The sequence below is a fragment of the Limimaricola variabilis genome (assembly GCF_034371605.1).
In the GTDB taxonomy this organism is placed as follows: domain Bacteria; phylum Pseudomonadota; class Alphaproteobacteria; order Rhodobacterales; family Rhodobacteraceae; genus Limimaricola; species Limimaricola variabilis.
On the sequence record NZ_CP139694.1, the window covers coordinates 150,778 to 174,088 of the forward strand.

Below are 23,311 nucleotides of genomic sequence, written 5' to 3' on the forward strand. Positions count from 1 at the left end.
ATCCGGACGGCCATCCCCGAGCAGGGACGACCTGTTCAATCGCTAACGAAACCAGCATGCCGCGTCATATGCTGCGCTGCAACATCGAACTTGCGGATCGCGGCGCGGCGCGTGCCGTGCGGGGCATCGGCATCACGGCCCTGCTCAATCCGAAGGCAAGCCCGGCCATGGCGTAGAAGAAGGAGTCGAGATTGGGCGTCGGCTGGCTCAGCAGTGCCGAAAGCAACTGTGCCACGCAGCCATATTTGAAGCCGCGGATCAGCGCGTCGCGATCGTCCCGCCCGGCATCGACGCCGCCCGCGCGCAGCAGGAAGAGCCGGGCGAGAAAGGCCAGCAGCAGCGCCGTGCCGATGATCCCGGTGCTGCCGAGCGCCGCGAAGATCCAGCTCGACGCGCGCATCGAGCCGAGCCCGGTGCCGAGCAGGTTGGTGTCGATCAGGTTGCGCAGCGCCTGGGTGTTCCAGCTCATCCGCTCGACCCCGGAATCGGTCTCCAGCTTGTCGAAGAGCGACCGGTCGACGAAGGCCTGGAAGCCCGGCACCATCTCGTAGGTGAGGTAGAGCGCGTAGACCACCACCGGCAGCAGCGCGAGGAACCCTACCAAAAGCGCCGCGCCGCGCCGCGACAGCAGCCCGCCGACATTGCTCATCAGCGAGACCAGCACGAACAGCCCGCAGAAGGCCAGCGTCGCCACATAGGTCGAGGAGGAGGTGCTGCGCAGCACCACGAACACGCTCAGAAGCAGCATCACCGGCACCAGCCGGCCGCGCCGGGTGCCGCTGATCCAGTAGCTGATCCAGAACCCCATCAGCCCGACCGAGTAATAGCCGAAGGCCGAGGCCTCCGGGAAACCGCCGACCATCCGCTTCATCCCGGCCATGCGGTGGCCGATCGCCATCGCGTAGTTGGCGGTGCGGAACGGCTCCATCAGCGCCTCGAGCCCGGCGGCGTAGCTGAGGATATCGGCCAGCCCCAGCGCGACGTTGATGGCGGTCGCCACCACCATCAGCCGCAGCACGTGGCCGGTGTCGGGCCGCCGCGAGACCAGCGCCGCGCAGGTCGCGAAGATCATCAGGCCGAGCATCAGCCGGTACATCTGCGAGATGTTGCCGTTGCCGGGCCGCAGGAGGGTCAGCACGATGCCGTCGGCATTGGCGCTGCGGCCGATGCCGAACACCTCGACATCGCCGGCGAAGAGCCGCGGCAGAAACGCGCTGGCGACGGCGGCATAGAGCAGGAACAGCAGCAGGAACACGCCGGGCGTGCGGGGCATGAAGGCAGCGGCCAGCCGGGCGGGATGGGCGTCGCGCCCCAGCAGCACGAGGCCGAACAGCGCCGCGACGGCGACGTCGATGACGGTGATGGAGGTGCCGCCGAGCGCCGGGAGGTTGATCGCGGCCATGGCGCCCATCGGCGTCACCGCGAAAAACAGAATCAGCCCGCGATAGGGGCCCCTGGCGGCGATCAGCGCCAATATCGCAAATGCGACAATAGTACTCGAAACAAACTGCATGGCTGTCCTGTGGGCATCCAGCCGGCATCGGGACACGGATTCGCGATTTCCCGGCAAGCTCCTCTGTAACAGCTTGATCCGATGCGTCATAGTCGGGGGCGACGACTTAGTGACGAGTGTTTGTTTTGAGTGTTTTTTCAATGACGCGCCCCTTCGGGCCGCGTGGTCGCCGTATCGCATTCGCCGGATTCGCCATGACGGCCAGGGGACTCGAACAGGTCTCCCTGCTGGTCGTGATGCTGCTCGCCGCGCGCTTCATGCTGCCGGCGGAATACGGCGTCTACAGCATCGCCGTCATCTTCGTGACGCTGATCCAGACGCTGACCTATACCGGCTTCTACCATTTCATCATCACCTCGCCCGCCGATGACCGGCCGGTGCTCGACACCGGCTTCTGGATGCTGTTCGCGCTCGGCGCGGGCGGGGCGGCGCTGCTGTCGGCGCTGGCCATGCCGCTGGCGCAGCTCTTCGAGGCGCCGCAGCTCGCCCTGGTGCTGACCCTGCTGGCGCTGGCGCAGCCGCTCGCCTCGCTCGAGGCGTGGTTCGCGGCGATGATGCTGCGCCGGCAGGCGGTGAACCGGCACTTCATGGTGATGTTCGCCCAGAACGCCGTCGGCCTCGTGGTCGGGGTGACGCTGCTGTGGATCTGGCAGTCGGTCTACGCGCTGGTGGTGTTCCGCTATGCCAAGCTCTTGGTCAGCATTTCGCTCTACGCGCTGGCCTCGCGCGCCTGGCCGGGCCTGTCCTTCAGCGCCGCGCTGGCGCGCCGGGCCACGATGTTCTCGGGCGGGCTCTACGGCGCGCAGGCGATGGGCTTCCTGTCGCGCTACGGCGCGGATCTGGTGCTCGGGGTGATGTTCACCACCGCCGAGGCCGGTCTCTACCGCTTCGGCAACCGCGTCGCCTCGGGCGCCACCGACGTGGTGGTGCAGCCGATGCGCAGCTTCGCCCAGACCCAGTTCGGCGCGGCCGGGCGCAAGGGGCTGCCGATGGACGAGCAGCTCGCCCGCTTCGCCGGCACGGTGACGGTGCTCGCGGGCGGCATCGCCATGGTGATCGTCACCTTCGCCGCCGACATCGTCGAGCTGGTGTTCCAGCCCGCCTATCTCGCCGCGATGGTGGTGACGCAGGCGCTCGCGGTGCGCGCGGTGCTGGCGGTCGGGCCGTTCCTGCTCGAGCCGGTGGCGGCGGGGCTGGGGCGGACCGGCATGGTGATGCGCTACAACATGTTCGGCGCGGCGGTCTCGCTCGCGGCGGTCTTCGCGGCGGCGCCCTTCGGTCTCGCGGTGCTGGCCTGGTCGCAGGCGGTGACCGGCGGGCTGCTGACGCTCGGCGCGATCGCGGTGATCGGCCGGTCGGGCGGGCTGCGCACCGGCCCGGCGCTGCAGCGCTTCGGCCTCGCGCTGCTGCTGACGCTGGGCTACGGCGCGGTGCTGCACCTGATCCGACGCGCCACCGTCGAGGTGATCGCCGATCCGGTGACGGCGCTTCTCGCGGGCCTCGCGCTGGGGGTGCTGGCGGGCTTCGCCGCGATCGCCGTGGCGGCCCGGCTGCGGGTGTTCCAGCTCGCCGCCTTCTCCGGATAGGACCGGCGTTTTTTCCTTCTTTTACAGTGATGTGTTTTACCAGTTGGAGACGACACGTGAAGTACTCAGCCGACAAGAACCTGTTCTTCGTCCACGTCCCGAAATGCGCCGGCCTGTCGATCTATCGCGGCCTCGACCCGATCGCGGATTTCCCATGGGCGGCCTTCGCCCGCGACAACGGCCTTTCGGAAGCCGAGATGCGCGCGCGGGTCACGCCCTTCGGTTACCCGCATGATCGTCTGGGCGAGATCCATCAGGCGCATATTCCCCTGCCGATCCTCGCCCGGGACTTCCCGCGCTGCTTCGCCCTGCTCGCGCGGAGCACCTCCTTCGCGGTGCTGCGCGACCCGCGCAGCCGCTTCGTCTCGGCGCTGCGCCAGCACCTGCGCGAATTCGACGGCATCGGCGCGCTCAGCATCACCGACGACATGCTGCGCGCCGCCGCGATCCGGGTGCGCGACTGGCTCGCCCATCGCGAGGTCTTTGCCGATCTGCGCTACATCCACTTCACCCGGCAGAGCGACTACGTGATGCTCGACGGGCGACAGGTCGTCGACCGGCTGTTCGCGATCGAGGACCTGCCCCGGCTCGAGGCCTGGCTGCATGACAGCTACGGAGCGCCGCGCTTCCTGGCGGCCCCGACCAACCAGAGCCGGCAGCCCAAGCGCTGGTTCCGCCACGCCCAGCCGGTGGTCCGCGCCCTGTCGCGCAACGTCCTGCCACAGCCGCTGCGCGCCGCGCTGCGACCGCTCTGGCTCCGGAGCGGGCTCTACGAGACCGCGTCCCAAGGCTACGACCGCCTCGCCTTCGACGCCGAGACCGAGGCCTTCATCGCCGAGCGCTATGCGCAGGATGCCCGGCTGCACGCCGCGGCGCGGCGCCACCCTCTCTCGAGCGCGGCGTGATCGCCATGTGGGATGTCGATTTCTCGCTCGCCCTGCGCAACCGCACCGGCAAGTACTTCATCGGCCGCGACATCATTCGCGACAATGCCGACCGGATCGCCAGCGTCCGCTATGGCCGGTTCCGGCGCGCCCCCGGATCAGAGCTGCGGGCCCCGGACGGTCTGCGCCGTTCGCTGATCGAGCGCGGCTCGGATGCCGAGATCGCGCTGCGGCAGCGCTTGCCCTCCGGGCTGGCCGGGCTGCGGGCGCGCCGCCCCGTGCTGCATCTCGACCCCTACACGGTGCGACTCTACCGCACCGGGCCGCGCGATCTGGTGCTGTGCCACGACATGGGGCCGCTCACGCATCGCGAGCTGTTCGATGACCGGGTCTGCCGCCTCTATGACGAGGCCTACCGCCAGATCGCCGAGACCAAGCCCGGCATGGTCTTCGTCAGCCGCGCCTCGCGTGACGCCTATGTCGATCTGTTCGGCCCGCTGCCCCGGATGGAGGTGATCTACCCACCGCTGCGACCGGAACTCGCCGCCGCCCCCCCGACCCCGGTCGAGGAAGTTCGCGCGCCCTTCCTGCTCACCGTCGGCTCGATCGGCCGACGCAAGAACCAGGCCGCCGCGATCCGCGCCTTCGCCGCGAGCGGGCTGGCGCAGCGCGGCTACTGCTACGTGCTGTGCGGCGCGCGCGAGCCGGGCGCCGACGAGGTGGCCCGCCTCGCTGCCACGACCGAGGGGGTGGTGCTGCTCTCCTATGTCAGCGACGCGCAGCTCTCCTGGCTCTACCGCAACGCGGCGGGCTTCGTACTGGTCAGCCTGCTCGAGGGCTTCGGTGTCCCGGTCGCCGAGGCGATCGCCGCCGGGCTGGTGCCGCTGGTCGCCCGCGACAGCGTGCTCGAGGAGGTGGCCGGCGACGGCGCCTTCACCGCCGACCCGCTCGACCAGGCCGAGATCGCCCGGATGATGCGGCAGCTGGTCGAGCTGGAGCCCGAACCGCGCGCCGCGCGGCAGGCGGCGCTGGCCCGCTCGATCGCGCGCTTCACCCCGGCGGCCTTCCGCGACAATTGGAGCGCCGCGCTGGCGCCCGCCATGGCAGGGATCGACGCATGAAGAGACGGATCACCGTGAACGGCAAGTTCCTCGATGCGGGGCTGAACGGCGTGCACCGCACGGCGGCCCATTACGCCAGCGAACTGACCCGGCTCGACCGGGTCAGGATCGTCGCGCCGCGCGAGCACGAGCCCGACCCGGAGTTTCCCGCGCTCCGTCCCGAGGTGGTGCCCGGCCATTGCGGCAGCGGCCAGGGCTGGGAGATGCTCACCCTGCCGCGCGTCGCGCGGGGCGATACGCTGATCAATTTCTGCAATCTCGCACCGCTCCTGCACGGCAATTCGGTGGTGATGATCCACGACGCGCAGACCTTCCTGCACCCGGAGGATTACTCCGGCCGGCAGGCGGCGGCCTACCGGGCGCTCTTGCCCTGGATCGCGCGCCGAGCGCGGCGCATCCTCACCGTGTCCGAGTTCTCGCGCCAGTCGCTCGCCGCGCATGGCATCGGCCACCCGGACAAGATCGACGTCATCTACAACGGCACCGATCACCTGATGCGGGTGCCCGCCGATCGCGGCGTGCTGCGGCGCCACGGCCTCGCGCCGGGCGGCTACGTCCTCGCGCTGGGATCGGCCAAGGGGTACAAGAACATGCGGGTGCTGTTCGATGCCTGGCGCGACGCCGGGGCGACGCTGCCGCGGCTGGTGATCGCGGGCGGGCCCGGCGCCGACGCCTACGCAGCGCGCGGCTGGCAGCCCCCGGCGGGCACGCTGTTCACCGGGTTCGTCTCGGATGGCGAGTTGCGGGCGCTCTACGAGGGCGCGGTCTGCTTCGCCTTTCCGTCCCTGACCGAAGGCTTCGGCCTGCCGCCGGTCGAGGCGATGTGGTGCGACACGCCGGTGGTGGCGGCCCGCGCCGGGGCGATGCCCGAGGTCTGCGCGGCGGCCGCGCTCTACGCCCCGGCCTCAGAGCCGGCGGCCTGGCGCGAGACGATCCGGCGGCTGTGCGGCGACGCCGCACTGCGCCGCGAAATGTGCGCCCGTGGCCGGGCCCGCGCCGCCCAGCTGACCTGGGCACGGGCCGGCGAGCGGCTGCGCGAACTGATCCTGCAGGTTGCCTGAGGCCCGAAACGGCGACAGGAGCCCCGAAGGGCTCCTGTCAGTCGGTCCGCGATCCGTGGCGGGATCAGAACAGCATCGGGTCGATGTCGAAGATCTGGTTGATCTGCGCGGCGCTCAGCGAATCCGAGGCGCCGGGCGAATCCTGGCCGACGCTGAAGTCGAGCGTCGCGATGTCGGCCTCGGAAAGCTCCACGTTGTAGAAGATCACCGTGGTGTCGCCATAGGTCAGCTTGGTGTTGTTGCTGACCGCGTTGTAGAACAGCGTGTGGTCGCCGCCGTCGAGCAGGACGACCTTGTCCTCGCCCTTGGTGAAATCCATCACCCGGTCGTTGCCGTCGCGCCGGTCGAAGATGAAGACGTCGCTGTCGGTCTCCCCCGCCGGACGGATCGCGTTCGGACGACCACCATACAGCGTGTCGTCGCCGGAGTTGCCGGCCAGGATGTCGTTGCCCCAGCCGCCATAGACGTTGTCGTTGCCGCCGCCGCCGAACACGGCGTCGTCGCCTTCGCCGCCGCGCACCCGGTCGTTGCCGTTGTCGCCGTTGATGTAGTCGTTGCCGTTCTGCCCGTTGACGATGTCGGCGCCGATGCCGCCATAGACGCGGTCGTTGCCGTTGCCGGCCTCGATCGTGTCGGCGCCGTAGCCGGCGGTGAACTGGTCGTCACCCGCCGTGCCGATGACGAAGTTGTCCTCGCCGATGTTGGACGCGTTCAACAGGGTATAGGAGATTGCCATCTCTCAGGTCCTCACACTGGTAAAACCGATGGGCACGGCCGGAGCCGTTCCACCACGCAAACATTTCTGGCCGCCGCCGGAAAAAAAGGCGGAGAGGCGGAGGCCGTCACGGACGTCGTCTGTCCGGCCTTATCCGTGACACATCGCTGTTCCTCCTTTCAACACCATATCGACATAGTTGATCGTTTAAAAGATCATTCAACCATGGGTTTAGTAGGATCCGGTGCTGTGATCTGATCGCGCCACCCGGAAAATCCCTGCTTTGGCCCGCCGGAACGCCCGCCGCGTACGATATCGAACCAGCGCCCCGCTCGCGCCGATCCCGCCGCGCCACCGGCCGGCCCGGGCGCACGCGCCGTGGTGCCGGAACTGCCTGCTGCGGCGCGCCGCGATTCGATTCCCGCCGCTTCCCCGTGCGATCCGCCGACGCGGGCGGTTTCGGCCCCGACCGCCCTCGCCGCCGCCCGCGCGCTCCGCTAGGCTCGCGCATGTCATTGTTCCTGGTACCGGTTTTCATCCATGTTGCGACCCCTCCCCCGTCTCGCGGCCCTGTGCCTCGCCGCCTGGCCTGCCCTCGCCGCCGCGCAGGACGACGCTTCCCCCACGCCCCTGCCCATGACCGCGCCCCTGCTCGGGGCGGCGTCCAATTTCGGTCAGGGCGTCCAGCCCGGCATGCTGCGCAACGCCGTCGCGCTCGGCGTGACCGACCTGCGCGACGGCATGAACTGGGGCCTCGCCCAGACCCGCGCGGATGCCTACGACTTCTCCGATCCGCGTGCCGCCTATCCGCGCGACGTGCTCGACGCGGGGCTGAGCCTCAGCCTGACGCTGAACTGGGGCAACCCGCTCTGGGAGGGCGGTGACACGCCGGTCACACCCGAGGGCATCGCCGCCTTCGGCCGCTTCGCGGGTGCGCTGGCGCGGCAATATCCCGGCCTCGACGCGGTCGAGATCGGCAACGAGTTCAACAGCGCCGATTTCCTGCGCGGCCCGCTCGAAACCGCCTCCGCCACCGCGCGGGCCGAGGCGCATGCCGCGCTGCTGGCCGCCGCCGCGACGGCGCTGCGCGTCGAAGATCCCGCGATCCGGCTCCTCGGCGGGGCCAGCCACTCGATCCCGCTGGGCTATCTCTGGGCGGTGCTCGACGCGGGCGGGGCCGCGCATATGGACGCGCTGGCGATGCATCCCTACACCACCCCGCCCGAGCAGCTCGCCCGGCAGGTGGCGGTGCTGCGCCGCCATCCGCAGGCGGCATCGCTGCCGATCGAGATCACCGAGTTCGGCAGCGCCGATCCGGCGGCGGCGGCGGGCTACATGCTGCGCGACTATTGCCAGATGGCGCTGTCGGGCGTGACCCGGGCGGTGTGGTACCCGCTCAACCCGCGCGGCGACGGGCTGGTGCCGCTGCTCACCGCCGATGGCCGGATCACCGGCGCCGGCCGGGCCTTTCGCATCATCACCGAGGAATTCGCCGGGCGCGAGGTGCGCGACGCCGCGCCCGATCCCTTCACCTATGGCTGCCGCTTCGGCGAGGACACGCTGCTCCTGTGGGGCGCACCGCGCGAGCTGCGCGTGGCCGATGGGATCGAACTGCGCGACCCTGAGGGCCAGGTGCTGGCGCCGCCCCACGCGCTGTCGCGCGAGACACCGCTGATCCTGCGCGGCACCACTGGCAGGATCGATATCGGCGAGGGGGTCGAGCTCGGCCCGCAGCGGCTGATCGCCGACAGCTTCGACCAGTTCGGCTACCCTGCCGCCGACGGCACCCCCCCCGAGGGCGACCCGTTCGAGCGGTTCCTGCGGATCGACGGCCGCGAGGCGCCGCTTGCGACCATGCCGGGTCAGGAGGCGGGCGGCACGCTCTGGACGCCCTATCTCGGCGATCCGGGGCAGCGTCCGCTGCGGCTCACCGCCGATCAGCTGCTGCCCGGCGGATCGGCCGCGCAGCCGGTCGAGATCGTGCATCGCTGGACCGCGCCCGAGCCGATGCGCGTCGCCCTCACCGCCCGCTTCGACGTCGCCGACCGGAGCGAGGACGGCATCACGGTCGCCCTCACGCGCAACGGCGAGGAGATCGCCGCCGAGGAGAGCGGCGGGCTGATCGAGATCGCGCCGCCGCCGATGTCGCTGGCGGCGGGCGACGTGCTCGAAATCGCGGTGGGCCCCGGCGGCAGCGCGGCGGGCGACGTGACCGAATATCGCATCACCCTGCGCGCGCCCTGACCTCAGCCCGCCGCCGCGCGCAGGCAAAGGAGATGCGGGTTGGAGTTGCGCGACGCGCCGCCGTCGATCGTGGCCGTGACCGCGTCGCCCACGCTCTGCGCGCTGGCCGCGCCGCCCGAGCCCATCGTCATCGACAGCTGCACGCCCGAACTGCCCTGCCGGGTCACGTCGTAGCGCTCCGCGAAATCCGACAGGTCGGGATCGCCGCCCCAGCTCGCGCTGTGCAGATTGGCATAGACCACCGCGTAGACGACATGCGTGCCCGCCGGCACGTCTGCGGCGACAAGCCCGGCCACCAGCGAGTTGCCGGTCGCGGTCGTGCCGGGCTGCACCACCGCAAGCGGGTCGGCCGGATCGACGCCGCGCCAGACCGAGACGATGCCGGTGCTGTAATAGCTCGCACCCTGCGTCAGCTCGACGCCCGGCTCCCGGTCAGCGGCGATCTTCCAATAGAGGATGCCGCGCACCTAGTCGGAGCTGGCATTGCCGCTCCTGACCTCGGGCAGCGCGGTCCAGCCGGGCGGCGTGGTGGCGACATGGTTGGCCGAATGCGTGCCGACATGCAGCAGCAGCATGTCGCCCGCCTGCAGCCCGGCGGGCATCGCGACGACATGCGCGCCCCTGGCGGTGTCGGGCGGCCCGGCCCCGACGAAGGCCACGCCCGAGGGTGGCGGCGCGGCGGCGGCGGTGGTCACCGACCAGACGCCCGTGACCCCCCCGATGGTCAGCGTCGCCTGTGTAGCGGCTTCCGCCTCGGCGCTGGAGGTGACGCGCAGCTGCACCTTCTGATGCTTGTGGATGCGCCCCGGCGCGGAGGTCCAGTCCACCGCCACCGTGTCGTCCGGATTGGCGATCCGGTAGGCGCCGCCGGTAACCGTGATCGGCGCGTCCCGCTCGTATCCCACGGGCGTCACCAGCTCGGAGGTGACGGGGGAAGACGGCGCCGCGCCGCTGCGCGCGGCGAAGGCAAAGGCATCGGGCGCCGCGTCGGTGATCTCGCCATGATGGCCGGCATAGCTGCCGGTCCAGGCGCGATAGGCGCGCCGCCCGCAATCCTCGGCCCAGGCCGCGCGCGGATGCAGCTCCGAGAACGGCGCGCCGCCGGTCGCCGCGTCGGTGTCGATCACCACGGCGTTGCCATCGGCCAGCGCCACGTCGAGCTGCGCCTTGCGCACCGCCCAGGTGTTCGCGGTGGCGGTGGCGCTGTCGAGCCGCGGGCGGGTGCGCTCGACGATGAACAGCCCGGCCGAGATCCGGGTCCGGAACTCGGCCAGCAGATGCGCGAAGTTGCCCGCGTAATTGGCGCCGTGGCCGTTCGCCATGTCGTATTCGCCCTGCGTCCAGATCGTCACCTCCTCGGGCGTATCGGAGAGCGCCGCCCGCGCCGCCGCGACGCGGGATTCGAGCTGTTCGAACAGCATCCGCCCCGAGGTCCGGATCGTCGGGTGCCAGTCGTCGCGCCCGGCCTCGGCCGGCAGGCCGGTGCCGCCCTGCGCGCGCTTGACGATGCGGATCGGCCGATCGACGCCCGCCTGCCGCAGCTGGTGGGCGAACTCGGCCTCCGAGCCCCAGGCATTGGCGCTGTCATCGCCCGCATTGCTTCCGGGCGCATAGGGCTCGAAGCCGCCGCTGGCGGGGTTCCAGATCTCGACATCCTGCATGCCGGTGTATTTCGCGGCCGGTGTCGCGCCCGAGGTGCCCTGCTTGTCGGCGTTGGACTGCCCCGCGACGATCAGCAGCAGCGGCGCCGTCACCGGCACGATGACGGGCGGCCCGGCCTCCGACGCCGCGGCGGCGCAGAGCCCGAGCCCGGTCCCCAGCCGCATCACGTCAGCCCCACGATCCCGGTGGCGGTGGTGCCGGTCGCCCAGACGCGGCGGACCCGGACCGGCAACACCGCGCCCGCCGCCAGATAGAGCGTCGCCACCGTGCCGCCGATCGCGGTGACGCGGATCGTGCCGGGGTTCGTCGCGGTGATCGCCCGCGTCCAGACCGCGAGGTCGGCGCCGTCATCGGGCGTGATCGGGTGCAGGTCGCTGGCCGGGCTGTCCAGCCCGGATTGCCGGTTCGCAAACTGATCGCTCATCTCGTTCCTCCATCGCCGCCCGCTGCGGGGCTCGGGCCGCCACGAGCAGCCCCGGAACGCGACAATACCGCCCCGATCGCGATGATTTCCTGAGCCCTGCGCCCGCAGCGCGGCAGCGGCGCGCAACACCCCCCGCCGCGGGCGCGGCACGGCTTGACCCTTGCCGCGCCGAGGCCCACACCAAGGCGTGTTCCGCCGAAAGGTTTTTAACAATCATGTCCTTGTCCCCCCGCATCCGCTGCTTCAACGCCCGCTACAGCCCCAATCTTGGCGACGGCCTGCTTTCGGAATGTCTCGAGCATCAGCTGATCGCGCTCGGCGCCGCCCCCGACACCGCCTCGATCGACCTCGCCGCCCGTGGCGCCTATGGCGACGTCATGGCCGGGCGCGGCACGATCATGGCGGTGCTCGACGCGCTGCCCGGCCCGGCCCGCCGGGCGGCGGTGCGGCTGCCGCTGGCGCTGCAGGCGCGGCGCCGCTGGCAGCCGCATTACCGGGCCGGCCTGCGCGGCGCCGAGGCGGTGGCGATCGGCGGCGGCAACCTGCTCGCCGATCTCGACCTGAACTTCCCGACCAAGCTGTCGCTGGCGCTCGGCGAGGCGCGCAAGCGCGGTCTGCCGGCGGCGATCTATGCCTGCGGCATGTCCGGCGGCTGGAGCGCGACCGGGCTGCGGATGGCGCGCCGCGCCTTCGCCAACGGCGCGCTCAAGGCGGTGTTCCTGCGCGACACGGCCTCGCGCGATCTCTGGGCCGAGCTGATGCAGCCCCATACCGGGATCGCGGCCGAGGTGGTGCGCGATCCGGGCCTGCTGGCGGCGCGGGTCTTTCCGGCGGCCAGGCCCGACCCGCGCCCCCGCCCGGTCGCCGGGATCGGGCTGATGAGCCATCTGGCGATCCGCTACCACGCCGAGGCGGCGCCGGAGGCGGACCAACTCGACGACTGGTTCGTCGGGCTCGGCCGGGCGCTGCTCGACGCGGGCTTCGACCTGCGCGTCTTCACTAATGGCAGCCCCGAGGATGTCAGCTACGCGGCCCGGCTGCGGCCCCGGCTCGCGGCGCTGGCCGGGCCCGAGCGGATCGCCTTCCCGACCCAGCGCACCCCGGCCGAGCTGTGCGGCCATATCGCCGATCTCGACGTGCTGGTGGCCTACCGGCTGCACGCGGTGATCGCCGCCACCTCCTACGGGGTGCCGGCGATCGGGCTGGCCTGGGATCGCAAGCTGGCCTCGTTCCTCGACTCGATCGGCGCCGGCGACCGGCTGCTCGACGTGACCCGCATCGCGCCCGGCGCGGCGGCGGAGCGGATGGTCGCGCTGGCCCGGCAGCCGCGTGACAAGGCGGCGCGGCAGGCGCTGCTGCGCGAGGCGGCCGAGGATGTGGGCCGGCTCTACGCCGCCCTGGCCGGGGCTTCGAGCGCGGCGCGGTAGCGCCCGATCTGCGCCTCGATCCATTCGGCGGGCGTGGTGCAGAGCCCCGCCGCGCCGGAATGGCCCCGGCGGCTGATCGCCTCGATCTCGGCCGCCGGCATCGCGTCGATCCGGGCCAGCGTCGCGGCGAAGGCCACTGGATCGCGCGTGTCGCAGGCCAACCCGAGGCCGAGCCGCTCGATCTCGGTGCCGAGCAGCGCGTGCCGGCCGAGGATCACCGGCAGGCCCGACAGCGACGCCTCGGCCGCCACGAGGCCGAAAGGCTCGGGGTAGCGGCTTGGCATCACCAGCGCGCGGGCATCGCCGATCGCGGCGCCGATCTGCTCCCGCGACATCCAACCGAGGAATCGCACCTCCGGATGCGCCGCTTCGAGGCTCTCGCGCAGCGGGCCGTCGCCAATCACGGTAAGCGACACGCCCGCCCGGGCGGCTGCGGCGACCAGATCCTCGATCCCCTTCTCGGCCTCGACCCGGCCGACGAAGACCACGCCGCGATTTGCCTCTGCCGCGACCCGCTCCTCGCGAAAGCCGATCGCCGGGTTGCGCAGCGCCGTCAGCAGCCCCGGCGGGTAGCCCGACATCTCGAGGAAGGGCCGCATCGCCGGGTGGATCATCAGAAGCCCGGCCCAGTCGGCGCCGCGCTCCAGCGTCCGCCACAGCGTCGCCTGCCGGGTCACCCGCCAGAGCTTCTGCGCGTAGGAGCGCTTGTCGCAATGGGTCGACAGGCAGTCGGCCGAGAGCGGCTTGCGGCTGCAGGGCGCCGCCGCGCGGTAATCCATGAAGGCGCCGTTCGGGCAGGCGAGAAAGAAGTCATGCGCGTGCAGGAAGCTGCGCGCCCGCACCGGGGCCAGCGCGGCGAAGATACTGGGCGACAGCGTCTTGGAGAAGCCATGCACGTGGAAGACGGTGCGCGCGTCGGACATCTCCTCGACGATCTCGGCGATGAAGCGGCGCGCCGCTGGGTTATAGATGCCGCGCGTTGCGGCCTGCGCGCGCGGCGCCTTGATCAGCTGCTGGCCGCCCAGGGCGCGCAGGTCGACGCCGATCGCGCGCAGCTCGGCGTTGTCGCCGCTGTCGCCGGCCGCGAACACTACCTCGATGCCCCGCTCGCGCAGGAGCCGCGCCTGCAGCAGCGCCAGGCCGGTCGCGCCGCCGCGGGCGAGGCTGGCATCGTTGATCACGACCACCCTGAGGCCGCCAGTCGCCCCTGTCCGAATCGCCTTCATGCGCCGCTCCCGCGTGGTGCCACTCTACCTGTGATTGATCTGCGCGCCGCGGCCCGATTGCAAGCCATAGCGGCAGCGACGAGCGGTCGGGGCGCGGAATGTCCCTTCGGACAGGCAGCAGGAGACCGAAACGCACGTCTGGCAGGCGGCTGACAGCGAACGATTTGTTTCGCGAGGCGAGACGATTCCAGCCCGCGCGCGGCCTGCGAAACCTGACATTCGCCTCGAAATTGCCGCATTCGCTGCGCGCGAAACGGGCAGCGCGATACACGTTTAAGGCGAAAATTCTGCTTGCATATTCTCCCAATGCGGAAGAAATCACATTCATCCGAGGCAGATGACGCGTTTATGGTCAAACGCCCCGGTGGCTCTGCCAGCGGCTTCGGCCCTCGGATTGACCATGTTGTCATGACGCTGTCAGGCTTGTGTCGAAGTGATGGCGTCCGCAGCCTGTTTTGTTTTTTCTGCGATGCGGCGTCGCTTGTTACCAGTTCGGTCGCCCCGGCGGCCCTTTGTTGAAGAGTTGATGATTATGAGTGTTACCTCCAAGTCGCGCAGCGACCGTCTTCGCTCGTCCGCAATCGAAGGTTTCTACGCCCGTCGTGGCAAACGCCTTCTGGACCTCTTCCTCGCCCTGGTGATGCTGCCGACACTGGCCCTGGTCATCGCCGTTCTCTGGGTGCTGGTACGCACGGATGGTGGCGGCAGCGGCTTTTACGGCCATCGCCGGGTCGGCCAGAACGGGCGCATGTTCCGCTGCTGGAAAATCCGGACGATGCGCCCCGATGGCGACGAGATCCTCGCCCGGCACCTCGCCAACGATCCCGAAGCCGCGGCCGAATGGGCGCGGGACTACAAGCTCACCAACGATCCGCGGGTCACGCGGATCGGCAATTTCCTGCGGCGGACCAGCCTCGACGAGCTGCCGCAGGTCTGGAACGTGCTGCGCGGCGAGATGAGCTTCGTCGGGCCGCGCCCGATCGTCAGCGACGAGCTGGCGCGCTACGAGGGCTACCAGTGGTGCTATCTCACCGCGGTGCCGGGCATCACCGGCCTGTGGCAGGTCTCGGGCCGCAACGATGTCAGCTACGAGGAGCGGGTGCAGCTCGACATGCAGTACCAGGCGCGGCGCTCGCTGATGCTCGACCTCGCCGTCATCCTGCGCACCGCCGGCGCGGTGGTGAACCGCACCGGCAAGTGAACCCACCGGGCCGCCCGCCCGTCGGGCGGCCCGGACGTCCCTCTCAGGCAAAGACCAGCGTCGCGCTCTCCGCCCCGTCGAGCACGCCGTGCAGCGACAGCGTACCGCCACCGGTCATCGCCACCTCGAACAGGATCTCGGCCCCGTTCTCGCCCAGATAGGCGACATTGGTGCGGCCCGCCTCGACGACGATCCGGAACGATCCCTCCTCCATGCCCTCGGCATTCTGCAGCAGGATCCGGTCGCTTTCGCGGTGATCGAAATCGCGGACGAAATCGACCGCGTCGATCTGCGCGCGATCGAAGACGAAGCTGTCGGCCCCGGCCCCGCCGATCAGCACGTCGCGGCCGCGCCCGCCATCGAGCGCGTCGTCGCCGCCCCCGCCATAGAGCCGGTCGTCCCCCGCCCCGCCCGCCAGCGCATCATGCCCGGCCTCGCCCCACAGCACGTCGCGGCCGGTGCCGCCCGACAGCATGTCCGCGCCGCCGCCGCCGATCAGCCGGTCGTCGCCGCCATCGCCATGGATCTCGTCATCCCCGGCGCGCCCCCCCAGCCGGTCGGCCCCGCCGAGCCCGCGCATCAGGTCCGCGCCATTGCCGCCATCGCGGCGGTCGTCGCCCTCCGTGCCAGTATAGGTCCAGATCGGCTCGGGCTCGGGTTCGGGAACAGGTTCGGGCGCAGGCTCCGGCGCCGGGACGGGCTCGGGCGAAGGCGCGGGCGCGGGCGCGGGCGAAGGCTCGGGCGCGGGCACCGGTTCCGGCTGCGGCTCGCCCCCATCGGTCCAGAGCCGCGTCAGCTCGGCGGTGCGGTAGAGCAGGTCGGCGAACTCGACCAGCTCGATGCCCGAGATCCGGGTCAGCGCATCGCCGGCCAGATCGAACAGCAGCTCGCCCGTGGACAGCACCGAGCCCTGCACATCGGCGAAATTCGCGCCCACCACGAAGCGGTCCTGCCCGGCGCCGCCTTCGAGCCGGTCGCGGCCGTCGCTGGCGCGCAGCGTGTCGTCGCCCCGCCCGCCGCGCAGCCAGTTGTCGGCGCCGCTGCCGATCAGCAGGTCGTCGCCATCGCCGGCAAAGGCGTTCTCGATCCCGCCGCCGATCCGAAAGCCTACGCCGTCGATGCGGCTGTCCTGCCCGCCGCTCAGGTCGATCAGGCTGCCGCTGGTCACCATCGCGGCGTTGATCGCGTCGGTGCCGCCGTCGCGATCGATGATGCGCCGCCGCCCGGCCTCGGCGGCGGCCGTGTCGGCATATTCGTCGGAGAAGAAGAACACGTCGTCGGCCAGTTTCTCGCCCCGGCCATGCAGGGTCAGGGTGATGTCCCTGACCTCGCCGACATGGACGTTGCCGTGGCGGTCGAGCGCGTCGGGCGCGCGGTCGTGGATGTCGACAGTCCAGGTGCCGGCGCTCATCTCGCCCATGGTGGCGACCGAGCCGAACTTGAAGTTGCGCAGATCGCCGATCCCGCCCTCGAGCGGGATGTCGTGCACCAGCCGGATCCTTGTCCCCTCCGGGCTGGTCAGCCAGACGTCGAGATCGGCGGTGTTGCGCCAGAAGAAGTCGAGTTGCAGCTGCACGTGTTCGATCGCGATGTCGCGGCCGACCTCGATCTCGAACTGCAGGTGATCGACGCTGCCGCCGACCAGCTTGGCGCCCGGGGTCTCCGTCTCGACCTTGACGGTGGTGCGGTTCTGCACGGTCTGCTGCAGCGTCCACGTCTCGGCCAGCCGCACCGCGTCATGCGCGTTGAGAAAGCCGAAACCGAAGGAATCGCTGAACAACTTTCCACCGCCGTTGAAATGGCCGTTGCCGTTCATCACCCAGCCGTCGCCCCAGGCGATGCCGTCGCCCAGCCCCTCGCGCCGGGCCGAGAGGCCGAGGATCTGCTGCACGTCGCGATAGCCGAGATCGGCATTGGCCTCGAGGATCAGCCCCGCCACCGCCGAGACCGCCGGCGCAGAGAAGGAGGTGCCGGTGGCGCGGGTCTCGAAGCGCTCGCCCGGCTCTGTGGTGAAGACCTCGCGCCCGGCGGCCGAGAGCAGCACGTTGGCACCGAGGCTGGTGAAGGAGGAGGCCTCGCCGTCGCGATCCACCGCTCCCACCGCGATGGCGAGAGGCGAGTTCTGAAGATTGTGGAAGTTCGAGGAATCGTCGCCGCCGCCATTGCCGGCCGAGAACACCGCCACCGTGCCGAGCCCGTCGCGCCCGGTCGTCACCGGATCCTCTAGCGCCTCGCGCAGCGCGGTGGCGCGGCCGAAATTATCGGCGAAGGGGCGGTTGAAGCTCCAGCTGTTGTTGACCACGTCGACCGCGCTGGCGGCGTGCAGCGCCGCGATCGCCTGGTCGAGCGCGTTGGGGCTGGCATAGTTCACCGCGAGCCCGACCAGCGTCGCCTCGCTGGCGATGCCGACGCTGCCGATGCCGTTGCCGCCCTCGGCGGCGATGACGCCCGCGACCATCGTGCCGTGCTGGTCCGCCCCCCTGAGCGTGAAGGTCACGTCGCCGGTGTCCTGGTCGAAATTGTAGTCGCGGGAGAGGTCGTAATTGCCGTCGAGCTCGGCGTGATTGAAGTCGATCTGGGAATCGACCACGCCGATCTTCACCCCCGCGCCGCGATACTCCGCCCAGACGGATTCGATGTCGATGTTCACGGCCGAGCGGTTCTGTGCGAAATACCAGCTGCGATACATCACCGGATCGTCGAAGACGGCGGCGGCGCCCGAGACGGAGGTCCCGGAAATGGTGTCTGAAATCGGCATTGCGTGTCCCTCAATCATGTCGTGGTCGAACGGCCGTCATCGGGCTGGACCGGGTTGAGGGTCTGATGCGAGGCTTGGACGAGGCAAAGTTTTGGGCATGGCGAGCTTGGCACTTCACCATAGAAATTAATTAAATATCAGATTGTTACCGCCCAGATAGCGGTGCGGACCCTGAACCGCTCCAGTCGCGGATGCGGTGCAGTATCGCGTCGAAGGCTTGTCAAATGCTTAACGCCGCGGGGCGCGGCCGGGCCTTTGCGCAACGCCTGCGCAACGGCAAACGGGCGCCCGGCCCTGCGGCCGCGCGCCCGTCATCTCGCGCGATGGGGTCCGTTCAGAACTCGAACGGGGCCACGCGCAGGCGCCGCCCGAGCGTCATGGCGTCGGCGACATGGATCATCGGCGCGAGGTCGACATCGCTTTCGCCCTTCGCCACCAGCTCGGCCATCCGGGCATAGAGCGCGGGGTATTCGCCGGGATGCTCCGGCAGCGGCGCCGGAGTCCCGTCGAGCTCGAGCCGCGCCCCGCCGTCGCGCAGGGCGATCGCGCCCTTGTTGGTCTCGATCTCGATGTCCCAGCTCTGCGGGCCCTCCTGCCGCCAGTCGAACACCGCGCCGACATTGCCGGTGAAGTCGAGACGGGCCGCGATCGGGGTGTCGCGGTTCTCGGGAAACTCCAGCTCGGCGGAGACGAGGTGCACCGGCTCGGGCAGGATCTCGGTCAGGATCGACAGCGCGTTGATGCCCGGGTCCATCACCCCCATGCCGCCGGGCTCGAAGACCCAGTCCTGGCCGGGATGCCATTTGCGCACATCCTCCTTCCAGGTGATGCGCACGCCCTGCACCACCCGCTCCACCAGCCGCGACTTCGCCGCCGCGACGCCCGCCGCCATGCGGCTGTGCCAGCTGGTATAGAGCGTGACGCCCTGTGTCGCGGCGAGCCGCTGCAGCGCCTGCACCTCGGCCAGCGTCTGGCCGGGCGGCTTTTCCAGCATCACGTGCCGCCGCGCCATCAGCGCCTTGCGGGCATAGTCGAAGCGCGGCTGCGGCGGCAGGCAGAGCGAGATCACCTCGATGTCGGGACGCGCCGCGAGGAAGGCGTCGAAGTCGCGATGCGCCTCGACCCCTTCGACCGTGCCGGAGCGGCTCACCGTCGCGGCGAGCTCCCAGTCGGGGCTCGCCCGCAGGGCCGGCACGTGCTGGTCGCGGGCGATCTTGCCAATGCCGACGAGGGCGATCTTGCGGAGGCTGGTGCCGTGGGCCATCAATGGCTCTCCTTGCCGACCGCGTTGCCGCGACAGCCGACCAGGAAGTCGAAATCGGCACCGGTTTCCGGCCCCATCACCCGCTCGTGGTAGAGGCTGGCATAGCCCGATGCGGGGGCCTTCACCTGCGGCGTCCATGCGGCGAGACGCGCCGCCAGTTCCTCGTTCGAGATGTCGAGATGCAGCCGCCGCGCGGCGACGTCGAGCTCGATCATGTCGCCCGAGCGCACCACCGCCAGCGGCCCGCCGCGCGCCGCCTCGGGCGAGGTGTGCAGCACCACGGTGCCATAGGCGGTGCCGGACATCCGCGCGTCCGAGATCCGCACCATGTCGGTGATGCCCTTGCGCAGAACCTTGGGCGGCAGGCCCATATTGCCGACCTCGGCCATGCCCGGATAGCCGCGCGGCCCGCAATTGCGGAGCACCATCACGCAGCTCTCGTCGATGTCGAGATCCTCGTCATTGATCCGCGCCTTGTAGTCGTCGATGTCCTCGAACACGACGGCCCGGCCCCGGTGCTGCATCAGCGCGGGCGTCGCGGCCGAGGGTTTGAGCACGGCACCCAGGGGCGCGAGGTTGCCCTTGAGCACGGCGATGCCGCCCGACTTGGCCAGAGCGCGCTCGACCGGAAGGATCACGTCCTCGTTCCAGTTCTGCACCTCCTTGACCTCGTCCCAGATCGCGCCGCCCGACACGGTCAGCGCGTCGCGGTGCAGCAGCCCCGCCTCGCCGAGTCGCTTGATGACGACCGGCAGGCCGCCGGCATAGAAGAACTCTTCCATCAGGTGCTGGCCGGAGGGCATCAGGTTGACGATGGTCGGCACGTCGCGGCCGCAGCGGTCCCAATCCTCGAGCGTCAGGTCGATCCCGACCCGCCCGGCGATGGCGAGCAGGTGGATCACCGCGTTGGTGGAGCCGCCGATCGCCGCGTTGGTGCGGATCGCGTTCTCGAAGGCCTCGCGGGTCATGATGTCTGAGGGCTTCAGGTCGTCCTTGACCATGTCGACGATGCGCCGGCCGGTCAGATGCGCCATGACCCGGCGGCGGCTGTCGACCGCCGGGATCGCGGCGTTGCCCGACAGCGCCATGCCGAGCGCCTCGGCCATCGAGGCCATGGTCGAGGCCGTGCCCATGGTGTTGCACGAGCCGGGCGAGCGGCTCATCGAGGCCTCGGCCTCGACGAACTCGGCTTCGGTCATTTCGCCCGCGCGCACGGCCTCGGAGAAGCGCCATAGATGCGTGCCCGAGCCCACCCGCTCGCCGCGGAAATGACCGTTGAGCATCGGCCCGCCCGAGACCACGATCGCCGGCAGGTCGACCGAGGCCGCGCCCATCAGCAGCGCCGGCGTGGTCTTGTCGCAGCCGGCGAGCAGCACCACACCGTCGATGCACTTGCCGCGCACCGCTTCCTCGACATCCATGGCGCAGAGGTTGCGATACATCATCGCAGTCGGGCGCAGCGTCGATTCCGACGGGGAGAACACCGGGAATTCGACCGGCAGGCCCCCCGCCTCGTAGATGCCGAACTTCACCCGCTCCGCGAGGTCGCGCAGATGCGCGTTGCAGGGCGTCAGCTCCGACCAGGTGTTGCAGATGCCGATCACCGGGCGGCCGTCGAACAGGTCGGCGGGTAAGCCTTGGTTCTTCATCCAGCTGCGGTGATAGATCGCGTCCTTCGACGTGCCGCCGAACCATTCCTGCGAACGCAGCTTGCGGGGCCAGGGGGCGGGGGTGAAGCTCATGGAGGGCCTTTCGAAAGCGGGCGGCGCGACGGGCCGGACCGCGTCGCGGGGGAGATCGGGTTTGTCGCGACCGGCCGGAAAGGGCGGGAACCGCCCCGGCGCCGACCATCGCGCGAAGAGATATTGGCGATCTCTGGAATATGGTTCAAATAATGTTTCCGAATGAACCCATGATGGAATCGTCATGAATGACCGGCTGCTGCGACGCGGGCTCAAGCTCGGCCACCTCGAATTGCTGGCGCAGCTCGAGCAGAGCGGCCAACTCGGCGCGGCGGCGGAGGCGCTCGGCATCGCGCAGCCCGCGGCCTCGCGGCTTTTGTCGGAGGCGGAGCGGATCGCCGGCTGCGCGCTGCGGCGGCGCGACGGGCGCGGCATCCGGCTGACGCCGGAGGGCGCGGCGCTGGCGCGGCGGGCCGGGCGGGTGCTGGGCGAGATCGGCGATGCCGGGCGCGAGCTGGACGAGATCGCCTCCGGCCTGTCGGGCGAGGTGCGGATCGGCGCGGTGACCGGCCCGGCGATGGACCGGGTGCTGCCGGCGCTGCGCCGCGCCCGGACCGAGATGCCGAAGCTGCGCGTGCATGTCGAGAACGGCGACTCGGAGGTGCTGGGCGAGGCGCTGCTCGAGGGGCGCATCGACCTGGCGCTGGCGCGGCTGCCGCATGCCCATCCGGCCGAACGCTTCGACATCCGCCCGATCGGCCCCGAGCCGGTGGCGCTGGTGGTGCGGCGCGGCCATCCGCTGCTGGCCGATCCCGCGCCCACCCCCGAGGCGATCCTCGCCCATGACTGGGTGCTGCCGGCGCGCGGCACCCTGCTGCACGACGCGGTGCAGCGGCGTCTGGCGCGGCTCGGCCTGCCGCCGCCGCATGTGCCGGTGACGACCTCCTCGGTGCTACTGACGCTGGCGCTGGTGCAGGATGGCGACGCGGTGGCGCCGCTGGCGCGGGCGGTGGCGGCGCATGTCGCGGGCGCCGGCTGCGCAGTGGTGCCGGTCGATCTCGGCCTCTCGGTGGCGCCCTACGGGCTGATCACCCGGGCCGGCGCGCTGCTGCCGGTGGCGGCCCGCCGGATGGCCGAATTGCTGCTGCGCGACCCGGCGGACCCCGCACCCTCGGTGCCGCCCGAAATGTGACGCTTCCGAGGCGGCGCGCCCGGCCCGGCCGCGGGCCGGGGTGCCGATCCGTTGACAATCCCCCTGTGCCGACAGGACCGGCCCGGCCCGGAGCGGCTTTTTGCCGACACCATGCCGACGGTCACCGCCCCGCCGCGGAAGGGTCCGAAGCCCGCCTAGATTCCTCCTTAGGTGTTGATCCAACTTTAAATTTGGAGGGATGCAGAATGCAGACCCGCGCGATCCACCGCCTGCCCAGCCTCGCCACGGCCCTGTTCGGCTTCGTCGCCATCTTCGCCTTTCTCGGCCTCGGCGCGCTCGCGTTGCTGGCCGAACGCCGCCTCGAGGAGGTCGGCAACCGCGTCCAGGCCGAGGCGGTGCAGCTGCGCGGCGAAGCGCTGCGGATGAACTTCGGCAAGGCGCTCGGCCGGGAATGGAACTCGGTCAACGCGGTCGCCGGGACCATCGACATGGGCGCGATCGAGGCCACCCGGCCGCGACTGGCCGCGATCTCGCGCATTTCCAACGCGATCGCCTGGACCGGCATCGCCGACAGCTCGGGCCGGCTGCTCGCCTCCTCGCGCCCGCTGCTCGAAGGGCAGGACGTCTCCGGCTCGCTGTGGTTCCGGCGCGGGCTGAACGGCAAGTATATCGGCTCGGCCGAGACCGACGACCGGCTGGCCCGCCTGGTGCCCGGCGCGGGCGACGGCCCGGTGCGCTTCGTCGACATGTCGGTGGCGATCCGCGACCCCGAGGGCCGCGCCGAGGGCGTGCTGCTGTACCGGCTCAACGTCACCTGGATCCAGGAGTACCTGATCGAGAGCGCCGGCGTGCTCGAGCTCGACCTGTTCCTCGTCAACGGCCGCGGCGACGTGCTGTTCGAGCATTACGAGCAGATCGGCCAGAGCCTCTCGCCCCGCGCCCGCCAGGTTGTGACCTCGGGCCAGCAGGGCGTCTTCCAGGTCCCGCTGGAACAGCACGGCGAGGCCTTCCTGGCGCTGCTGCCCAAGATCGTCACCGGCGACATGGCTTCGCTCGACTGGCGGCTGGTAGCGCGGGTGCCGGCGCAGGTCGCGGGTTTCGGGCTGGGCAGCGTCGTGTTCTCGCGCGACATCTTCTGGGTGGTGCTCGGCTTCGGCGCGGCGCTGGCCCTGGGGACCGCGCTCTTCGCCCGCTACTTCCTGGCGCCGCTGCGGACGCTGTCGCGCGACGCCGAGGCGATCGCCGAGGGCCGCGACACTTACCCGGCCGAACAGCGCAGCAGCCGCGAGGCGCAGACCCTCTCCGCCGCCATCGTCAGGCTGCAGCGCGGCTGAACGGCTGAACGGCTGAGCGGCACTACGGCAACAGCCGTACCCCGCGGCGAGCCGCG

18 protein-coding genes are annotated in these 23,311 nt (G+C 70.6%); 9 read left to right on the forward strand and 9 right to left on the reverse strand.

All coding sequences use genetic code 11. The annotated features are described in order from the left end of the window. Positions 1-64: 64 nt before the first annotated feature. Complete coding sequence (locus T8T21_RS19115; protein ID WP_322338045.1) at positions 65-1,474, reverse strand: hypothetical protein; 1,410 nt, start codon at positions 1,472-1,474, stop codon at positions 65-67. 233 nt (positions 1,475-1,707) lie between these two features. On the opposite strand from T8T21_RS19115, the gene T8T21_RS19120 reads away from it, so the two are divergent. The 4 genes from T8T21_RS19120 to T8T21_RS19135 are packed head-to-tail and all read left to right on the forward strand — an operon-like array spanning position 1,708 to position 6,165. Further along, complete coding sequence (locus T8T21_RS19120; protein ID WP_322338046.1) at positions 1,708-3,099, forward strand: oligosaccharide flippase family protein; 1,392 nt, start codon at positions 1,708-1,710, stop codon at positions 3,097-3,099. Between the two features lie 56 nt (positions 3,100-3,155). After that, complete coding sequence (locus tag T8T21_RS19125) at positions 3,156-4,004, forward strand: hypothetical protein (protein WP_322338047.1); 849 nt, start codon at positions 3,156-3,158, stop codon at positions 4,002-4,004. A 5-nt stretch (positions 4,005-4,009) separates the two neighbouring features. After that, the gene (locus T8T21_RS19130; protein ID WP_322338177.1) at positions 4,010-5,104 is read left to right on the forward strand and encodes a glycosyltransferase; all 1,095 of its coding nucleotides are present in this window, start codon (positions 4,010-4,012) and stop codon (positions 5,102-5,104) included. Beyond that, positions 5,101-6,165: a glycosyltransferase family 4 protein gene (locus tag T8T21_RS19135; RefSeq protein ID WP_322338048.1), complete on the forward strand. Its 1,065-nt coding sequence runs from the start codon at positions 5,101-5,103 to the stop codon at positions 6,163-6,165. The genes T8T21_RS19130 and T8T21_RS19135 overlap by 4 nt, the downstream gene beginning before the upstream one ends. 64 nt (positions 6,166-6,229) lie before the next feature. Here the strand turns inward: T8T21_RS19135 and T8T21_RS19140 are convergent, their stop codons facing one another. Beyond that, a complete protein-coding gene (locus T8T21_RS19140) occupies positions 6,230-6,901 on the reverse strand; it encodes a calcium-binding protein (RefSeq protein ID WP_322338049.1) in 672 nt (223 codons plus the stop codon). 519 nt (positions 6,902-7,420) lie between these two features. Here T8T21_RS19140 and T8T21_RS19145 point away from each other — a divergent pair. After that, on the forward strand, positions 7,421-9,124 hold the full coding sequence (locus T8T21_RS19145) for a hypothetical protein (RefSeq protein WP_322338050.1): 1,704 nt from the start codon (positions 7,421-7,423) through the stop codon (positions 9,122-9,124). Between the two features lie 2 nt (positions 9,125-9,126). Here T8T21_RS19145 and T8T21_RS19150 read toward each other — a convergent pair whose 3' ends face one another. The 3 genes from T8T21_RS19150 to T8T21_RS19160 are packed head-to-tail and all read right to left on the reverse strand — an operon-like array spanning position 9,127 to position 11,210. Then, complete coding sequence (locus T8T21_RS19150; protein ID WP_322338051.1) at positions 9,127-9,591, reverse strand: hypothetical protein; 465 nt, start codon at positions 9,589-9,591, stop codon at positions 9,127-9,129. Beyond that, a complete protein-coding gene (locus T8T21_RS19155; RefSeq protein WP_322338052.1) occupies positions 9,592-10,950 on the reverse strand; it encodes a sialate O-acetylesterase in 1,359 nt (452 codons plus the stop codon). Then, on the reverse strand, positions 10,950-11,210 hold the full coding sequence (locus tag T8T21_RS19160) for a spike base protein, RCAP_Rcc01079 family (protein ID WP_183471335.1): 261 nt from the start codon (positions 11,208-11,210) through the stop codon (positions 10,950-10,952). Before T8T21_RS19160 ends, T8T21_RS19155 begins: the two co-directional genes overlap by 1 nt. A gap of 215 nt (positions 11,211-11,425) precedes the next feature. On the opposite strand from T8T21_RS19160, the gene T8T21_RS19165 reads away from it, so the two are divergent. Further along, the gene (locus tag T8T21_RS19165; protein ID WP_322338053.1) at positions 11,426-12,637 is read left to right on the forward strand and encodes a polysaccharide pyruvyl transferase family protein; all 1,212 of its coding nucleotides are present in this window, start codon (positions 11,426-11,428) and stop codon (positions 12,635-12,637) included. Here the strand turns inward: T8T21_RS19165 and T8T21_RS19170 are convergent. After that, entirely contained in the window at positions 12,598-13,863 is a 1,266-nt protein-coding gene (locus T8T21_RS19170) for a glycosyltransferase family 4 protein (protein ID WP_322338054.1), read from the reverse strand. The genes T8T21_RS19165 and T8T21_RS19170 overlap by 40 nt on opposite strands. A gap of 532 nt (positions 13,864-14,395) precedes the next feature. Here T8T21_RS19170 and T8T21_RS19175 point away from each other — a divergent pair. Further along, a complete protein-coding gene (locus T8T21_RS19175; RefSeq protein WP_322338055.1) occupies positions 14,396-15,064 on the forward strand; it encodes a sugar transferase in 669 nt (222 codons plus the stop codon). A 43-nt stretch (positions 15,065-15,107) separates the two neighbouring features. On the opposite strand, the gene T8T21_RS19180 is transcribed toward T8T21_RS19175, so the two are convergent. From T8T21_RS19180 to araD, 3 genes are all read right to left on the reverse strand, one after another. Continuing rightward, on the reverse strand, positions 15,108-17,822 hold the full coding sequence (locus tag T8T21_RS19180; RefSeq protein ID WP_322338056.1) for a S8 family serine peptidase: 2,715 nt from the start codon (positions 17,820-17,822) through the stop codon (positions 15,108-15,110). A gap of 334 nt (positions 17,823-18,156) precedes the next feature. After that, positions 18,157-19,086 carry a Gfo/Idh/MocA family protein gene (locus tag T8T21_RS19185; protein WP_322338057.1) on the reverse strand — a complete coding sequence of 310 codons (930 nt, stop codon included), beginning with the start codon at positions 19,084-19,086 and terminating at the stop codon, positions 18,157-18,159. Beyond that, positions 19,086-20,828: an L-arabinonate dehydratase gene (gene araD, locus T8T21_RS19190; protein ID WP_322338058.1), complete on the reverse strand. Its 1,743-nt coding sequence runs from the start codon at positions 20,826-20,828 to the stop codon at positions 19,086-19,088. The genes T8T21_RS19185 and araD overlap by 1 nt, the downstream gene beginning before the upstream one ends. 184 nt (positions 20,829-21,012) lie before the next feature. Here araD and T8T21_RS19195 point away from each other — a divergent pair, with 184 nt between their 5' ends. Then, the gene (locus tag T8T21_RS19195; protein WP_322338059.1) at positions 21,013-21,960 is read left to right on the forward strand and encodes a LysR substrate-binding domain-containing protein; all 948 of its coding nucleotides are present in this window, start codon (positions 21,013-21,015) and stop codon (positions 21,958-21,960) included. A gap of 206 nt (positions 21,961-22,166) precedes the next feature. After that, on the forward strand, positions 22,167-23,255 hold the full coding sequence (locus T8T21_RS19200) for a cache domain-containing protein (protein ID WP_322338060.1): 1,089 nt from the start codon (positions 22,167-22,169) through the stop codon (positions 23,253-23,255). Positions 23,256-23,311: the final 56 nt, after the last annotated feature.

Excerpts from the sequence above, each read along its gene's own strand:
- T8T21_RS19120 (WP_322338046.1), top strand. The coding sequence starts at position 1,708 with ATGACGGCCAGGGGACTCGAACAGGTCTCCCTGCTGGTCGTGATGCTG.
- T8T21_RS19130 (WP_322338177.1), top strand. The coding sequence starts at position 4,010 with ATGTGGGATGTCGATTTCTCGCTCGCCCTGCGCAACCGCACCGGCAAG.
- T8T21_RS19135 (WP_322338048.1), top strand. The coding sequence starts at position 5,101 with ATGAAGAGACGGATCACCGTGAACGGCAAGTTCCTCGATGCGGGGCTG.
- T8T21_RS19140 (WP_322338049.1), bottom strand. The coding sequence starts at position 6,901 with ATGGCAATCTCCTATACCCTGTTGAACGCGTCCAACATCGGCGAGGAC.
- T8T21_RS19145 (WP_322338050.1), top strand. The coding sequence starts at position 7,421 with ATGTTGCGACCCCTCCCCCGTCTCGCGGCCCTGTGCCTCGCCGCCTGG.
- T8T21_RS19155 (WP_322338052.1), bottom strand. The coding sequence starts at position 10,950 with ATGCGGCTGGGGACCGGGCTCGGGCTCTGCGCCGCCGCGGCGTCGGAG.
- T8T21_RS19160 (WP_183471335.1), bottom strand. The coding sequence starts at position 11,210 with ATGAGCGATCAGTTTGCGAACCGGCAATCCGGGCTGGACAGCCCGGCC.
- T8T21_RS19165 (WP_322338053.1), top strand. The coding sequence starts at position 11,426 with ATGTCCTTGTCCCCCCGCATCCGCTGCTTCAACGCCCGCTACAGCCCC.
- T8T21_RS19170 (WP_322338054.1), bottom strand. The coding sequence starts at position 13,863 with ATGAAGGCGATTCGGACAGGGGCGACTGGCGGCCTCAGGGTGGTCGTG.
- T8T21_RS19175 (WP_322338055.1), top strand. The coding sequence starts at position 14,396 with ATGAGTGTTACCTCCAAGTCGCGCAGCGACCGTCTTCGCTCGTCCGCA.
- T8T21_RS19180 (WP_322338056.1), bottom strand. The coding sequence starts at position 17,822 with ATGCCGATTTCAGACACCATTTCCGGGACCTCCGTCTCGGGCGCCGCC.
- T8T21_RS19185 (WP_322338057.1), bottom strand. The coding sequence starts at position 19,086 with ATGGCCCACGGCACCAGCCTCCGCAAGATCGCCCTCGTCGGCATTGGC.
- araD (WP_322338058.1), bottom strand. The coding sequence starts at position 20,828 with ATGAGCTTCACCCCCGCCCCCTGGCCCCGCAAGCTGCGTTCGCAGGAA.
- T8T21_RS19195 (WP_322338059.1), top strand. The coding sequence starts at position 21,013 with ATGAATGACCGGCTGCTGCGACGCGGGCTCAAGCTCGGCCACCTCGAA.
- T8T21_RS19200 (WP_322338060.1), top strand. The coding sequence starts at position 22,167 with ATGCAGACCCGCGCGATCCACCGCCTGCCCAGCCTCGCCACGGCCCTG.